Annotated in this window: 8 protein-coding genes and 2 pseudogenes; 3 read left to right on the forward strand and 7 right to left on the reverse strand. The window is 63.6% G+C overall.

What is annotated here, in order from left to right; all coding sequences use genetic code 11:
* Nucleotides 1–71 precede the first annotated feature (71 nt).
* Together ABE493_RS13615 and ABE493_RS13620 are read right to left on the reverse strand one after the other, a co-directional pair.
* Entirely contained in the window at nt 72–563 is a 492-nt protein-coding gene (locus ABE493_RS13615; protein WP_346499453.1) for a chemotaxis protein CheW, read from the reverse strand.
* A gap of 334 nt (nt 564–897) precedes the next feature.
* Nucleotides 898–1,668: a flagellar brake protein gene (locus tag ABE493_RS13620; protein WP_346499454.1), complete on the reverse strand. Its 771-nt coding sequence runs from the start codon at nt 1,666–1,668 to the stop codon at nt 898–900.
* 342 nt (nt 1,669–2,010) lie between these two features.
* Between ABE493_RS13620 and ABE493_RS13625 the strand changes: the two genes are divergently transcribed.
* From ABE493_RS13625 to ABE493_RS13635, 3 genes are all read left to right on the forward strand, one after another.
* Entirely contained in the window at nt 2,011–2,763 is a 753-nt protein-coding gene (locus ABE493_RS13625; RefSeq protein ID WP_346499455.1) for a class I SAM-dependent methyltransferase, read from the forward strand.
* 115 nt (nt 2,764–2,878) lie between these two features.
* Nucleotides 2,879–3,901 (forward strand): GNAT family N-acetyltransferase, encoded by a 1,023-nt coding sequence (locus ABE493_RS13630; protein WP_346499456.1) that lies wholly within the window; start codon nt 2,879–2,881, stop codon nt 3,899–3,901.
* A gap of 33 nt (nt 3,902–3,934) precedes the next feature.
* Nucleotides 3,935–5,320 carry an FAD-binding oxidoreductase gene (locus ABE493_RS13635; protein WP_346499457.1) on the forward strand — a complete coding sequence of 462 codons (1,386 nt, stop codon included), beginning with the start codon at nt 3,935–3,937 and terminating at the stop codon, nt 5,318–5,320.
* Nucleotides 5,321–5,378: 58 nt separating this feature from the next.
* Here ABE493_RS13635 and ABE493_RS13640 read toward each other — a convergent pair whose 3' ends face one another.
* From ABE493_RS13640 to ABE493_RS13655, 5 genes and pseudogenes are all read right to left on the reverse strand, one after another.
* Nucleotides 5,379–7,610, reverse strand: coding sequence for a methyl-accepting chemotaxis protein (locus ABE493_RS13640; RefSeq protein ID WP_346499458.1), 2,232 nt, complete (start codon nt 7,608–7,610; stop codon nt 5,379–5,381).
* A 399-nt stretch (nt 7,611–8,009) separates the two neighbouring features.
* Nucleotides 8,010–10,655, reverse strand: coding sequence for a methyl-accepting chemotaxis protein (locus tag ABE493_RS13645; RefSeq protein ID WP_346499459.1), 2,646 nt, complete (start codon nt 10,653–10,655; stop codon nt 8,010–8,012).
* Nucleotides 10,656–10,772: 117 nt separating this feature from the next.
* Nucleotides 10,773–12,386 (reverse strand): annotated as a pseudogene (locus ABE493_RS13650) (methyl-accepting chemotaxis protein); the annotation flags it as partial.
* A gap of 96 nt (nt 12,387–12,482) precedes the next feature.
* Nucleotides 12,483–13,256: pseudogene (locus ABE493_RS19455) on the reverse strand (MCP four helix bundle domain-containing protein); the annotation flags it as partial.
* A gap of 65 nt (nt 13,257–13,321) precedes the next feature.
* Nucleotides 13,322–15,283 (reverse strand): chemotaxis protein CheA, encoded by a 1,962-nt coding sequence (locus ABE493_RS13655; protein ID WP_346499461.1) that lies wholly within the window; start codon nt 15,281–15,283, stop codon nt 13,322–13,324.
* Nucleotides 15,284–15,318: the final 35 nt, after the last annotated feature.

The following is a 15,318-nucleotide window of genomic DNA, read 5'->3' on the forward strand; positions in this document are numbered from 1 at the left end:
GGCTATCGGCCACGATTTGCCGCGCTTGAATTGCATGCGTGAAAATGTGATCGGCTTCGCAGATGCGCTTGTCAGGCGGCTTCTTCAGTGGCGCTGGGCTGGCCGAGGTCGGCGGTGTCGAGCAGGGTTTCAATATCCAGCAGGATCAGCATGCGATCGTCCTGGGTACCGATGCCGGAGATGAAGCGGGTATCGACAGCGGCGCCGAACTCCGGGGTCGGGCGGATCTGATCGGCGTTGAGCGGGATCACATCGGAAACGCTGTCCACCACGATGCCGACTACGCGGTCTTCGACATTGAGCACGATCATCACGGTGAAGGCGTCATAGCGGGCTTCGTCCAGGCGCAGCTTCAGGCGCAGGTCGATGACCGGCACGATGGTGCCGCGCAGGTTGATCACGCCCTTGATGTAGTCCGGTGCATCCGGCACCCGGGTAACCGCGTCATAGCCGCGGATTTCCTGCACCTTGAGGATGTCCACGCCGTAGTGCTCGTTGCCGAGGGTGAAGCTGAGGTATTCGCCGCCGGTGGTGTCGGTGGCGGTGGTGCGGGAGTCATTCATGGCGGATCCTGGTCCTGGCGGGCTGCCGATGCGATGCGGCTGATGCACCGGTATCGGCGTTGGCGGCCGGGACTTTAGGTGCCGGGCAGGAATCTGTTGCAGGGGCGGTGTTCTGGCGGGCCCTGCTGCCGTCATTCCCGCGCAGATGGGGCTCGCTCTGGCTTTCAGCGCAAAGAGCTTGTCGTTTTACGCGTGCGCGGAAGGTACCGAGGGGACGTGGGCGTAACAGCGAAGGTGGGAGCAGGAGCGTTTCCCGCCTGCGTCGGGATGACGGCTCAAGGGCAGCAGTCGGCCGCTGCCATGCCAAGGCCAGACAAAAGCCAAGGCTTTCGGCTTAATCGCCGTTGCTGCGTGCTTTTCGCAGGCGGTCAATGCGGAAGATGTAACGCTGGATGATGTTGTCGGCGCCGCGCGGCAGGTCGTCAAAGCGCAGGCCGATACGGGTCATTTCGCTGCCGTTGGGCTGTTTCTGCTGGCGCAGGTTGCATACCACCAGCGGGGTTTTCACCGTGCCGCCTTCCGGAATCTGCAGTACGCAGTCGCTGTAACGGCTCTGCAGTTTGAGCAGGTTCTGCTCGGGCGGCAGCAACAGGGCGATGCCGCCGGCACTGATATCCAGCACCCGCCAGCGGCTGGGTTCGCCGCCGTCCGGATCGGGCAGCAGGCAGTAGGGCGAGTCGCCCACAGGTGTTTCCAGCCGATAGAACTCGCGCCGCTGCAGGTGGTACACCTCCTCCGGCAGCGGCACCTCGAAGGCGACATGGTCGCCGCGCTCGACGCGGCGCTGGCCTTGCAGCTGGAAGCGCACCATCACCTTGTCCACCTGGCCAAAGCAGAGCAGGGTGCTGGCGGTTTCCACGGTGCGGTTGATCGAAGGCACCGGGCTGGCATCCAGTACCAGGCCGTGCATGTCCACTTCCAGCACCGCCGAGGGGAAGGATTGATCGCGCCCGTCCGGGTGCACGTTGACCAGCGAGCGCTGATCGATCATGCCCTGCAGCAGGTGCCTTACCTGGTGCGGATTGCGCACCATGTAGCGGTCGTCGGCATACAGCTTGCCGGCGTGGGGCGAGGGCGTCGGTGCAGGCGATTCGTGGTCGGGCATGGACACTGTATTGGTTGGCCGATGATCAGTGTGGCCATTCGGAAAGCGCCACAAACTGTGATAACGGCCGCCTTTTTAACATCTTTAGCCAGCTTGTTACGACCCGTGGCGAATGCCGGGCAATTTACTTGCCACCCGCCTTGGCAGCGCATGAGCGAGGAGGCTGGGCGCGGTGGCGACGGTTTTTTGACTCTCGCTTTTTATCAAGCTGAGCGCCGGCTTAATTTTGGAGATGACAGCGTGAAATAGTTTAAAAGTGTTATTTACATCACAATTTAACATCTTACGATTCGAGAGGATCTGCAACTTCCGGGCAGTACCCTCAACGCAAGGGGACAGCAGATGAGCAGGGAAGCAGCAGATCAGTTCGATCAGTTGGGCGCGCTCTACGAGGACATGGCGACATGGCCTTTCCGCAAATACATTGAAACACCCAGCGTATTTGCAGCACTCGGGCCACTTGAGGGCCTGGACGTCATGGAATACGGCTGTGGCAGCGGTTACTACTCACGGCTGTTGAAGCGGGCCGGCGCACGCAAGGTGGTGGGATACGACCTTGCCGAAGGAATGCTTGATTACGCGCGCCGCTGCGCACAGCGCGATGGCCTGGACATCAGCTTCCGTTCCACGCTGGATGAAAGCTGCCACGCTGCCTTCGATGTGGTTCTGGCGGTATATGTGCTGCCCTATGCCACCACCCCGGCCGAACTGGAACAGATGGCGGCCGAGATGATGGCACCGTTGCGTCCGGGCGGGCGGCTGGTGGCCTTGCCGATCCATCCGCGCTACGCGCCCGCGACCAGCTATTACGAGGGTTGCGGTTTCACGCTGACGGCGGACGACAGCAGCAATCCGTATCAGGAAGGCGGGCGCCTGCGCCTGGACCTTCGCTACCGCCAGTACGATGCCAGCGTGCACGCCTGGTACTGGTCGCAGCAGGCGATCGAGGCGGCGCTGCACAAGGCCGGCGCTGAGTCGATCCAGTGGTCGAACCCCACGCTTGTTGCCGGCCACGATCTGGCCGGGGTACCACCCGCATTGCAGGCGTATGTCGATGAGCCACACGCGGCCATCATCGAGTGTCGCAAGCGGTAGCCACGTTCGCCGGTAGCTGGCGGCACCGGCGCTGCTTGATCGCCTTCAACAAACCAATCCTCGTTCCTGCCCTGATTGACCCATCGGGGCGCTGGGCGATCCCGAGGGCCGGCCAATGTCCATCGAAGTGCAGATCCTGCAGTCCATCGAAGCGGTGGACGAGGACGAATACCGTGCGTTTCATCAGGCCAGCGGCGCCTCGTTCTTCTACGACTGGCGCTTTCTGTGCGCTGCCGAGCGCTCACCGTTGTTGGCCATCCAGGGCGCGTTCTACCTGTTGGCGCGGGAAGACGGACGCTTGGTAGGTTTTGTCCCGGCTTACCTGCAGTCGGTGCAGACCGTGGATCCTTTCGGTCTGCTGGCGCGTACCGCCGGCATCGAGAGTGACTGCGACCAGAGCGCGCTGTTCAGTCATGCCATGCATTGCTTCGACAGCAATGTACTGGTGCTGGAAGGCGCGGCGGTGCAGGCGCTGCTGGTCACCGCGTTGAAGAACCTGGCGGCAACATTGAATGCGCAATACGTCGGGCTGTTGAACGTTGCCGGTGCGCAGGCGCGGCAGCAGCTGGCGGAACACGGCTTGGTGGTGCGTTATCTGGTCGACCGCTATTTCATGGACATGACCCGGTTTGCCGGGTTCGACGCAGTGGTGAAGGCCCTGCCCAAGGACGGCCGCTACGAAATGACCCGCCAGCTGCGCAAGTTCGCTGCCGGTGCCGGTGTCATCAACATGCTCAGCCCACCCTTCGATGATCGGCTGGAGCAGTTGACCGAGTTGTGCCAGCAGACCACCGCACGCAATGGCACCCCGCAGTACTTCCCGGCGCAGACGCTGGCGCGCTTCGTGCGGACCTGTGATGGGTTGATACGGCTTGTGCTGGTCGAAGATCAAGGGGTGGTGGTGGGGGGCTTGATCTGTTTCGTCGACGGCGCGCTGATGTGCATCTGGTCGGCGGGGATGCGCTACGACCTTACCGATTACAGCCCGTACACCATCAGTTTCGCCTACGCCTACGAGTGGGCGCTGGCAGCGGGCATACACACCATCGAAGCAGGGCGCTTGAACGCACGCATCAAGACGCGGCTTGGCTTGCAGCCCTTGCCGCTGTACTCGGCGACCAGCGCCGTGGCCGCTTGATCCTCCCCTTTCGGACAATCCCAGGGAACTGCCATGCATACGCAGCATGCAAAGATTCTTCCAGATGATTACCGCGCTTTCTCGCAGACGCTGGAAGGAAAAGTGCGCTCTCGACATCATGCCGAGTACGCGGGCTGGTACTACAGCTCGGCCTGGAACCGGCGCCATTTCGAGCGCTTTCCGGAGTACATCGTGCGTGCCGCTTCAATTGACGATGTAATCAAGAGCGTCAACTTCGCGCGCTTGCATGGGCTGCGGGTGGCGGTAAAGGGGTCCGGGCACAGCTATGCGGGCAGCTTTCTGCATCGTGGTGGGCTATTGCTGGACCTGGCCCAGCTCAACGCGATTGATGTCGATGCCGAGCAGGCGATGGTGAGCGCCGGGCCGGGCGTGAACAGCGCCCAGCTGTCGCATGCGCTGGCACCGCATGGATTGGCTTTCCCGACCGGCCATGGCGCGAAGGTGGGGCTGTCCGGGTTTCTGCTCGGTGGTGGGCTGGGCATCAACTGTGATGCCTGGGGTGGCATGAGTACCTTCAATATCCGTGCGTTGGATGTGGTGACGGCGGACGGGCGGTTGCTGCATGTCAACGAGACCGAAAATCCGGAGCTGCTATGGGCCGCGCGTGGTGGTGGGCCTTGCCTGTTCTTTGTGGTGGTGCAGTTCCACCTCAAGACCTGGCCGGCACCCAAGGCGATGCTGTCGCGTAGTTACGCGGTGGATACGGCCGACCTGAAACCGCTGTTGCTTGCCTTGTGCGCACGCAGGGACGACCACCGTGTGCAGGTCATGCTTGCACTGGGCGGGGCGGTTGGCGTGCCTGCCGGCTTGAGCGTCAGCGTGTTCTGCGACGACGCCGGCGAGGCCAGCGGTCTGCAGGAAGCACTGCGCATGGATGTAGCGCCGTGGCTGGGTGATGTTGCTGAGCAGGTGCTCGACAACTTCGATCCCATCTACCGGCAGACCGAACAAGCCATGGTGAGCAAGCGCTACCGGGCCGACAACATCCTGACCGATGCGGCCGGAAAAGCAGCCGATGTGCTGGTTGCCGGCATGCGCGAGCGGCCTTCTCCGGCTACGTTCTCATTGCTGATCCTGCGGCCCAACCATGAACACGACGACGCGGCGTATTCGATCCACGGGCGGGTTTCGGTCTCGACCTATGCGCAGTGGGATGACGAGGACGCAGACGGGCTGAACCGGGATTGGTTGCGCGCTGTGTATGACCAGCTGGCGCCACATGCCAATGGGAGTTACATCAACGAATTCGATCTTGAGGGCCGCTCGGATGAGGTCGCTGTCTGTTACTCGGCCGACGCCTGGCGGCGCCTGCGCAAGTTGCGCCAGCAGCATGATCCGAGTGGCATATTTCCCGGCGTGTCGTTGTTGGCGGCAGATGTCAGCGAGCGCGTTGCCTGAGCGTACTGCCGGCAGCGGGCGGGCCGGAGAGTGAGCGCCCGCTGCCGGCAGTTACCGCTTAGAACTCCTGCCAATCATCGGCGCTGGCGACCGGCGCGCGATTGGTCGGGGTCGGGATGGCGCGCAATGCCGGGCGTCCGCGCGGCGGTGCTGCGCTGGCACTGGCCGCCACCTTGGCCAGTGAAGCGCTTACCGTGCCTGCCAGGCGGAACTGCGCCACCGCAGCGGACAGCTGATGCGCCTGGTCTTCCATCGAGCGCGCCGCAGCTGTGGCTTCTTCCACCAGCGCAGCGTTCTGCTGGGTGGTCTCATCCATCTGCATCACGGTCTGATTGACCTGTTCGATGCCGCTGGACTGCTCCTGCGAGGCCGAAGAGATATCGGCCATGATGGTGGTCACACGCTGCACCGAGGCAACAATCTCGTCCATGGTGCTGCCGGCGCGGCGTACCAGCTGCGAGCCTTCGGTGACTTTCTCCACCGAGGTGTCGATCAGGCCCTTTATTTCCTTGGCGGCCGCTGCAGAGCGCTGCGCCAGGGTGCGCACTTCCGATGCCACCACCGCGAAGCCGCGGCCCTGATCACCTGCGCGGGCGGCTTCCACTGCAGCGTTGAGTGCCAGGATATTGGTCTGGAAGGCAATGCCGTCAATCACGCTGATGATGTCGGCGATGCGCTGTGAAGATTGCTCGATCGAGGTCATGGTGGAGACCACTTGCCCGACCACCGCGCCGCCCTGTGCGGCCACCTCGGCAGCACCGCGTGCCAGTTGGTCGGCCTGGCGCGCGTGCTCGGCGTTCTGGCGCACGGTGGAGGTGAGCTCTTCCATCGAGGCTGCGGTTTCCTCCAGATTGGCGGCCTGCTGCTCGGTACGGCGCGACAGGTCGTCGTTGCCGGTGGCGATTTCGCTGGCCGACAGGCTGATGCTGCCACTGGCCGCCTGGATGCGCGAGACGATGCTGCCCAGCTGGTCGATGGTGGCATTGCCGTCATCACGCATGCGCGCGAACACACCGTGGAAGTCACCCTCCATGCGCTGGGTAAGGTCGCCTTGGGCGACGGCCTGCAGCAGCCGCGACAGATGACCGAGGTTGTCTTCAGTGGATTCCATCAAGGAATTGACACCGCCGACCATGGCGCGGAAATCGTGTTCGAACTGGTCAGCATTGCCGCGCAGGCTGAAGTCGCCGGCAGCGGCTGCATGCGCCAATCGCTTGATCTCGTTGTTGATCGCGGCAAGGCTGGCCTTGGTGCTGTCCATCGCTTCGGTGATGGCGGCCTTCTCGCCGGGCAGGCGGTCCATGTCCACCGACAGGTCGCCGCGCGCGTAGTGGCGCATGACTTCCACGACCCGCATTTTGACGCCGATGTGCTGCGCAACCAGGGTGTTGACCTCGGCCACCATGCGGCTGTATTCGCCCGGGAATTTCGATTCATCGATGCGGAAGCTGATCATGCCAAGGTCATGCTCGCGGGCCATCTCGCGCTGCGCGCCGATCACCGCCTTGAGCTGGTTCTGCATGCGCTGCATGGACGCCAGCAAGGCGCCGACTTCGTCCTTGCGGGTGCAGTCGATGCTGCCATCCAGGCGGCCATTGGCAACGTCATCGGCGGCCCGCAATGCTTCATTCACCGGGCGCACTATCGCGCGTACGATCACCACGCCCAGGACGACCGAGAGCAGGCCGAGCAGGACCATGCAGAAGATGATGGCGGTGCTGCTGCGCGTCTGCGCGGCATCGGCATCGGCGACTTCCTTGTCCAGTACCGAGGCGACATGGCCGCTGAGCTTCTCGACGGCGTCGAACAGATCACGCCGGCTGATGCGTGACTGGTCGTTGGAGATATTCTGCGCCAGCTCGAACTCACCGGCGCTGATGGCTTTTTCCATCTGCGCGTGGGCGTTGAAGTAGGCCTCCAAGGTCTTGCCCATGTCGGCATACAGGGCTTGCTGGGTGGCATCGGCGGGAAGGGCTTCGTACTGTTTGCGGTGCTCGGCCAACTTCTGCTGCTGGTCGACGATGCGCTGGTTGTACTCGGCCACAAAGGCCGGCTCGTGCAGGTGCGAGAGCTGGGACAGCTCGGCGATGCGGATCTCTGCCAGGTCGGCACGCATCCGCTCCAGGTACTGCACTGCAGGCATGTAGCGCGCGGTGACCTGCGCCAGCTGGTCAGTGGCCTGGTTCAGGCGCAGCACCGCGAAGCCACCCATGGCCAGGGTGGTAAGCGTAGTAAGGGTGAAAGCAAGTGCAAGTTTTTTTGCGATGCTGAGATTGCGGAAGAACTCCATCTCTAACTCTCCAGATCGACTGCGGAATAAGGCGCTGCGGACGGGCGTTTGGATGGCCTGGACCTCTCAGCGTGATGTCGACACCGCACATCCCTGCGGGTGCTGTCATAGCCGATAACGGCGCCTTCCCGCGTCGCTGTAGGGAGCTGTACTCCGGAAATTCTGAAGAATTCAGCACAGTCAGGACCAGTGGGGCATTTGGCGAATCCGCCTGTCAGTTAACTGTGCGACGGCGCACAATTTCAGATGATTTCACCCACTCTCTTACGTTTCCTGGCGAGTGCAGGGGCAACGGCTGCAGGTCTGGCCAACGCCGTTGTGTTTGCCTGCGGCATGAAAAAGCCCCCGACAGATGCAGTCGGGGGCTTGGGGGAACCTGCGGCAGCTCAGCGCTGGAAGTCAGGGGTCAGAATTCACGCCAGTCTGCATAATCCAGCTGTCGTGCAGACTTTCCGCCCTGTGCGCTGGCCGCGAGCGGACGCAGCCGTTGCTGCGGACGCTGCCCCACAGCGGTTGCCCGTGCCCGTGCCCGGGGGCGGATGTGGTGGCGCTGCTTTCGGTGGTGCGGAACACGGCCACCGCCTCGGTCAACTGGTTGGCCTGGTCTTCCATCGAGCGTGCGGCGGCGGTGGCTTCTTCCACCAGCGCGGCGTTCTGCTGGGTGGTTTCGTCCATCTGCATGACGGTCTGGTTGACCTGGTCGATGCCGGCGCTCTGTTCCTGCGAGGCGGCGGAAATCTCGGCCATGATGTCGGTCACGCGCTGCACCGAGGTGACGATTTCTTCCATCGTGGTGCCGGCCTGGCGGACCAGTACCGAGCCTTCGCCGACCTTGCCGACCGAGTCATCGATCAGGCCCTTGATTTCCTTGGCGGCAGCGGCGGAGCGCTGGGCCAGCGTGCGTACTTCCGAGGCAACCACCGCAAAGCCACGGCCTTGCTCGCCGGCACGGGCGGCTTCCACGGCGGCGTTGAGCGCGAGGATATTGGTCTGGAAGGCGATGCCATCGATGACGCTGATGATGTCGGCGATCTTCTTCGACGAGGCTTCGATCGCGCTCATCGTGGTGACCACTTGGCCGACCACATTGCCGCCCTGGCTGGCCACGCCATGCGCGCCGATGGCGAGCTGGTTGGCCTGGCGGGCGTGCTCGGCGTTCTGGCGCACGGTGGAGGTCAGTTCCTCCATCGAGGCGGCGGTTTCCTCCAGATTTGCGGCCTGCTGCTCGGTACGGCGCGACAGGTCGCTGTTGCCGGTGGCGATTTCGCTGGCGGCCAGATTGATGCTGGTGGCGGCGTGCTGGATGCGGCCGATGATGTCGGTCAGCTGGCCAACCGTGGCGTTGGCATCGTCGCGCATGTTGGCGAACACACCGTGGAAGTCACCCTGCATCTTTGCGGTCAGGTCGCCACGGGCAATGGCCTGCAACAGCTTGGACAGCTCGGACAGATTGCCGTCGGTGGTTTCCATCAGCTGGTTGAGGCTGCTGACCATGTCGCGGAAGTCGTGCTGGTAGGCATCGGCATCACCGCGCACCGAGAAGTCACCCATTGCAGCGGCGCTGGCCAGGTGCTTGATCTCGTTGTTGATCGCCGACAGGCTGGCCTTGACCGCGTCCACGGTTTCGGTGATGACGGCCTTTTCGCCCGGCAGACGCTCGATGTCCACCGACAGGTCGCCGCTGGCATAGCGCTTGATCACTTCCAGAGCGGACTGCAGCAGCTGGATATGCGAAGCGACCAGTGCATTGCTTTCCTTGACCATCACCCCGTAGTCACCCGGGAAGGCGGCCTCGTCCATGCGGTAGCTGATGCTGCCGGCATCGTGCCGATGGGCCATTTCGCGTTGCGCGCCGATGACGGCCTGCAGGCGGGTCTGCATGCGCTGCATCGAGGTGAGCAGGGTACCAAGCTCGTCATCGCGTTGTGCGCCGATGGTGTTGTCCAGCTTGCCGGCGGCGATGTTGTCGGAAATCTTTACCGCCTCATTCAGCGGCGTGAATACAAATCGGCGCAGCAGCAGATACAGCGCGCCACACAGAAGCAGGGCGGCAAGCACGCCGACGATGATGATGGTCCACAGCAACGCGCGTGCCTGCTGCATCAGCAGGGCGCGTGGAACGACCACGCCGAAGGCGAAATTCTGCGCGGCGTTGCCAATCTTCAGCGGGACATAGGTCTCGATCATTTCCTGGTCGAGCGTGCTGTCATGATGCTGCTCGAAGGTGATCTGGCCTTTGGCGGTGGCGGCCAGCATCGCGCGCGTATCGGCGTCATCGACCTTGCTGCCAACCTTGGCGGGGTCACGGTCGGCGATGATGGTGCCGGCCGGTGACAGCAGGCGCACATAACCCTGCTCCATAGGGTGCATCTTGGACAGGCGGTCCTGCAGCGACTGCAGCGCGAAGTCCACGGTCACAACGCCCAGGAATTGATCGTCCTGCACGATGGGCGTGGCCAGCGTGGTCATCAGGATGACCTTGCCGCCAATTTCGTAGCTGTAAGGTTCCTGCACGGAGGGCTTGTTGGAGGCGCGCGGTTGCAGATACCAATCGCCGTTGCCGGGGACATCATAGTCACGCAGGGGTTCGCGCACCGGCGCGCCATCCTGCCAGGCCCAATAGCTCATGAAGCGGCCGCTGGCATCATGCCCTTCGCTGTCCACATGGCTGGCGTCATCGCCATCGAATGCCTGCGGCTCCCACATGGTGCCGACACCGACCCACTGCGGGTTGTCCAAGGCTTGTGCCTGCAGCATGGCCGCCGCACTCTGGCGGCTGAATCCACCCTGCTGGCGCAGGGTGAGGAAGCTGCGCGCGACGGTGTCGTTGGCCTCAAAACCATGGCCGAGTTCTGTGGAGATCCGTTGCGCTTCAAGCTGCGCGATGTTCTCCAGGCTCACCCGCGAAGCGCCCAGCAGTGCGTCACTGCTGCGCAGGTAGATGATCAGGGCGGTGAAGCCGAAAGCGAAGGTGGCGACCAATGCTGTTCCCAGCATCAAGCGCATTGCGATACTGCGGGTCAGGAAACCGTTGGGCAGAGACATGGGGTACTAGTAGCCTGAAAAGTGGGGGTTTCGTTTGTTTTTTGCAGCTGAATCTATCGCTGGAGTCATCCTTTTCAACGCAAGGCGCTCCCCTGTGGAGGGGAGCGCCTTCGCTGATCAGAATTCCTGCCAATCACTGTCGTTGTCGATACGCACGGCGGCATTGCCGCGTTGTGCCGGTGCCGCCGAGCGCAGTCGGCGAACGGGTGCCGGTGCCGCGGCCAGCGCGGGCTTGCTCTGCAGCGGCGGTGCTGCCACGACCTGCACGCTGTCGGTACGGAACACGGCGACCGCCTCGGCCAGCTGATTGGCCTGGTCTTCCATCGAGCGTGCGGCGGCGGTGGCTTCTTCCACCAGCGCGGCGTTCTGCTGGGTGGTTTCGTCCATCTGCATGACGGTCTGGTTGACCTGGTCGATGCCGGCGCTCTGTTCCTGCGAGGCGGCGGAAATCTCGGCCATGATGTCGGTCACGCGCTGCACCGAGGTGACGATTTCTTCCATCGTGGTGCCGGCCTGGCGGACCAGTACCGAGCCTTCGCCGACCTTGCCGACCGAGTCATCGATCAGGCCCTTGATTTCCTTGGCGGCAGCGGCGGAGCGCTGGGCCAGCGTGCGTACTTCCGAGGCAACCACCGCAAAGCCACGGCCTTGCTCGCCGGCACGGGCGGCTTCCACGGCGGCGTTGAGCGCGAGGATATTGGTCTGGAAGGCGATGCCATCGATGACGCTGATGATGTCGGCGATCTTCTTCGACGAGGCTTCGATCGCGCTCATCGTGGTGACCACTTGGCCGACCACATTGCCGCCCTGGCTGGCCACGCCATGCGCGCCGATGGCGAGCTGGTTGGCCTGGCGGGCGTGCTCGGCGTTCTGGCGCACGGTGGAGGTCAGTTCCTCCATCGAGGCGGCGGTTTCCTCCAGATTTGCGGCCTGCTGCTCGGTACGGCGCGACAGGTCGCTGTTGCCGGTGGCGATTTCGCTGGCGGCCAGATTGATGCTGGTGGCGGCGTGCTGGATGCGGCCGATGATGTCGGTCAGCTGGCCAACCGTGGCGTTGGCATCGTCGCGCATGTTGGCGAACACACCGTGGAAGTCACCCTGCATCTTTGCGGTCAGGTCGCCACGGGCAATGGCCTGCAACAGCTTGGACAGCTCGGACAGATTGCCGTCGGTGGTTTCCATCAGCTGGTTGAGGCTGCTGACCATGTCGCGGAAGTCGTGCTGGTAGGCATCGGCATCACCGCGCACCGAGAAGTCGCCCATTGCAGCGGCGCTGGCCAGGTGCTTGATCTCGTTGTTGATCGCCGACAGGCTGGCCTTGACCGCGTCCACGGTCTCGGTGATGACGGCCTTCTCGCCGGGCAGCTGCTCGATGTCCACCGACAGGTCGCCGCTGGCATAGCGCTTGATCACTTCCAGAGCGGACTGCAGCAGCTGGATATGCGAAGCGACCAGTGCGTTGCTTTCCTTGACCATTACCCCGTAATCGCCGGGGAAGGCGGCCTCGTCCATGCGGTAGCTGATCATGCCAGCGTCATGCTGCTGGGCCATCTTGCGCTGGGCGCCAATCACCGACTGCAGCTGTGCCTGCATGCGCTGCATGGACTGCAGCAGCATGCCCACTTCATCACGGCGCGAGGTGTCGATGCGACGGTCGAGCTTGCCGGCGGCGACATCGTCGGCCACGCGCACGGCTTCGGCCAGGGGAACGGTGATGGCACGGATGATTGCCAAGCCGAGCGCTGCGGCCAGCAGCAGCGACACGCCCAAGCCGGCCAGGATGGCCAGCAGCGAACGCTTGTGGGCGCTGCGTGATTCGGCCGTCTGCTTGGTCAGCTGGGTCTGGTTGTACTGCGAGAGCTGCTTGAGCTGGTCGAACAGGCCGCGGCGCAGCATGCGCGATTCGTCGCTGGAAATGCTGCTGGCGGTAACGAAGTCGTCCGCAGCGATGGCCGCGGCTATGCGGTCGTGCGCGCCGAAATAGCCGGCACGCAATTCCTTCATTTTTTCGTACAGGGCCAGCTCTTCCGGGCTGTAATCCGAATCGATTTCGTCATAGGCCTTCTCCGCAGCTTCAATCAGCTTGCGGGTATCGGCCAGGCGCTTGTCGTAGTCGGCCAGTTGGGCCGGGTTGCCCTGGTAGGACAGCTGGGCCTGCTCGAAGGTACGGTATTCACCGAGCTGGGCGCGCATTTCGCCGAGCTGCTGCACCGCCGGCATCCAGTTGTTGTTGACCTGCTGTATCTGGGTGTCGGCCACGTTCATGCGCCACAGCGCGAACAGCGCAAGCAGCAGGGTAAGCAGGCTGGTGCTGCAGAAAGCAAGCACCAGCTTTCGGGTGATCGACAGATTCTGGAACCACTTCATTGCAGACATCTCCGTAGGCAAGCATTGGGGGCGACCCTCAGGTCCGGCGCCCCTGGGGAGTGTCATGAGTGGTGCGGGCCGCGACGGAGGCCCAGGTCGATGGACAAACCTGATTGCATTGCGATGCGGTATCGGCAGATTTCCGAGCTTCTTGAAGAAACTCTGCGGATGTGATTCAGCCAGCCGAAGGACCGCTCGCGAATGACCGCTGGAGCGTGGGGCATACGCGGACATACAACAGAACGCCGCCCGCCCAGATGAGGGGCGAGCGGCGTCAGGGGCAGGCGTTTACGGTGTGATCAGGCCGCTTGCTGGGTGCGCAGTGAGCGCACCAGGCCACCAATATCAACGATCAGCGCAACCCGGCCATCGCCGAGGATGGTGGCGCCGGAAACGCCACTGATGCGCCGGTAGTTGTTTTCGATGTTCTTGACGACCACCTGTTGCTGGCCGATCAGCTCGTCCACTTCCAGTGCGATCTTCTGGCCGTCGCCCTCGACCACGACCACCAGCGGGTCGGCCTGCGGATTGTGCGGATAGCCGTAGTACTGGCCCAGCGACAGGATCGGCAGGTATTCGCCGCGCACCCGCAATACGCGGCCTTCGCCGGCCATGCTGCGGATATCGTCCGGCTGTGGCTGCAGTGCTTCGAGCACGTAGGCCAGCGGCAGGATCAGGGTTTCGCCGGCAATGGAGACCGTCATGCCATCCAGGATGGCCAGGGTCAGCGGCAGCCGGATCAGCACGCGGGTGCCGGCACCGGTGCGGCTTTCCAGCTGCACCTCGCCACCCAGTGCCTGGATGTTGCGGCGGACCACGTCCATGCCGACGCCACGGCCGGAAAGATCGGTGACCGCGTCGGCGGTGGAGAAGCCGGGTTGGAAAATCAGGTCCCAGACCTGTGCGTCGGTGGGGTTGTCCGGCACGCTCAAGCCGCGTTCCAGCGCTTTGGCCAGGATCTTGTCGCGGTTCAGGCCGCGGCCGTCGTCGCTGACCTCGATGACGATATGCCCGCCTTGATGCGATGCGGCCAACGTAATCGTGCCGGTTTCGTCCTTGCCGGCCTCGCGACGCACGTCCGGCATTTCCAGGCCGTGGTCGATGGAGTTGCGGACCAGATGCACCAGCGGATCGGCGATCTTCTCGATCAGGCCCTTGTCCAGCTCGGTGCCTTCGCCGATGGTGCGCAGGCGCACCTGCTTGCCGAGCCGGCCGGACAGGTCGCGGACCAGGCGCGGGAAGCGACGGAACACCGCATCCACCGGCAGCATGCGCACGCCGATGACGGCTTCCTGCAGGTCGCGGGTATTGCGTTCAAGCAGGTCCAGGCCGGCAAACAGCTGCTCGGCAAAGACCGGATCCAGCCCGCCGGAAACCTGCTTGAGCATGGCCTGGGTGATGACCAGTTCGCCGACTAGGTTGATCAGTGCATCGACCTTGTCGACGCTGACCCGGATCGAGCTTTCCGCTTCATGCTGCTGCGCGCTGGCCGGCGCCTTGGCGGCGGCCTCGGTGCTGGCGGCAGCTGTTACCGGAGCTGCCTCGATGGCAAGGCTGGGCGGTGCGGCCGGACGGATGTCCAGTTCGCAGTCGTCCACCACCCAGGCAAAGGTGTCTTCGATACGGCTGCGCGGCACCTTGCCAACCAGGCCCAGATCCCAGGCCAGGTAGGCTTCCAGCGGATCGAGCTGATCGAAGCTGGGCAGGCGCGCCATACGCGGTTCGACGTGCAGCGAACCCAGGGTTTCCAGCTCGCGGATGATGCGCAGCGGATCGTTGCCACTCATGAACAACGACGGCGCCGGGGCGAAGCCAATCTGCCAGGCGTCCGGGGTTTCTTCCTGCTTGGGGGCGACGACCGCTGCCGGGGCATCGCCCGCCAGCACCGCCTGCAGGCGGTCGGTGACCGCCTTGACCGCAGCCGGATCGGCGGCCTGGCCATGCTCCACTTCACGCAGCAAGGCGCGCAGTACATCCACCGAGCCAAGCATCGCATCGACGGCGTTGCCTTCCAGTGCGCGCTTGCCGGAGCGCAGCTCATCAAGCAGCGTTTCCAGTACGTGGGTCAGTGCGGCGATGGCATCAAAGCCAAAGGTACCGGCGCCACCCTTGATCGAGTGCGCGGCACGGAACACCGAGTTGATGACTTCGGGGTCGTGCTGGCCGTCTTCCAGTGCCAGCAGGCCGGCCTCCATTGCATCCAGCCCTTCGCGGCTTTCTTCGAAGAAGGTGGCGTGGAAACGCTGCAGGTCCATGCTCATTGGCGCGGTATCCGATCGGTAGGGCAGGTGGGCTG

It is taken from the genome of Stenotrophomonas terrae, from assembly GCF_039674165.1.
Classification (GTDB): domain Bacteria; phylum Pseudomonadota; class Gammaproteobacteria; order Xanthomonadales; family Xanthomonadaceae; genus Stenotrophomonas; species Stenotrophomonas terrae_A.

Coding starts and splice junctions, on each gene's coding strand:
- ABE493_RS13615 (WP_346499453.1), bottom strand. CDS start 563: ATGAATGACTCCCGCACCACCGCCACCGACACCACCGGCGGCGAATAC.
- ABE493_RS13620 (WP_346499454.1), bottom strand. CDS start 1,668: ATGCCCGACCACGAATCGCCTGCACCGACGCCCTCGCCCCACGCCGGC.
- ABE493_RS13625 (WP_346499455.1), top strand. CDS start 2,011: ATGAGCAGGGAAGCAGCAGATCAGTTCGATCAGTTGGGCGCGCTCTAC.
- ABE493_RS13630 (WP_346499456.1), top strand. CDS start 2,879: ATGTCCATCGAAGTGCAGATCCTGCAGTCCATCGAAGCGGTGGACGAG.
- ABE493_RS13635 (WP_346499457.1), top strand. CDS start 3,935: ATGCATACGCAGCATGCAAAGATTCTTCCAGATGATTACCGCGCTTTC.
- ABE493_RS13640 (WP_346499458.1), bottom strand. CDS start 7,610: ATGGAGTTCTTCCGCAATCTCAGCATCGCAAAAAAACTTGCACTTGCT.
- ABE493_RS13645 (WP_346499459.1), bottom strand. CDS start 10,655: ATGTCTCTGCCCAACGGTTTCCTGACCCGCAGTATCGCAATGCGCTTG.
- ABE493_RS13655 (WP_346499461.1), bottom strand. CDS start 15,283: ATGAGCATGGACCTGCAGCGTTTCCACGCCACCTTCTTCGAAGAAAGC.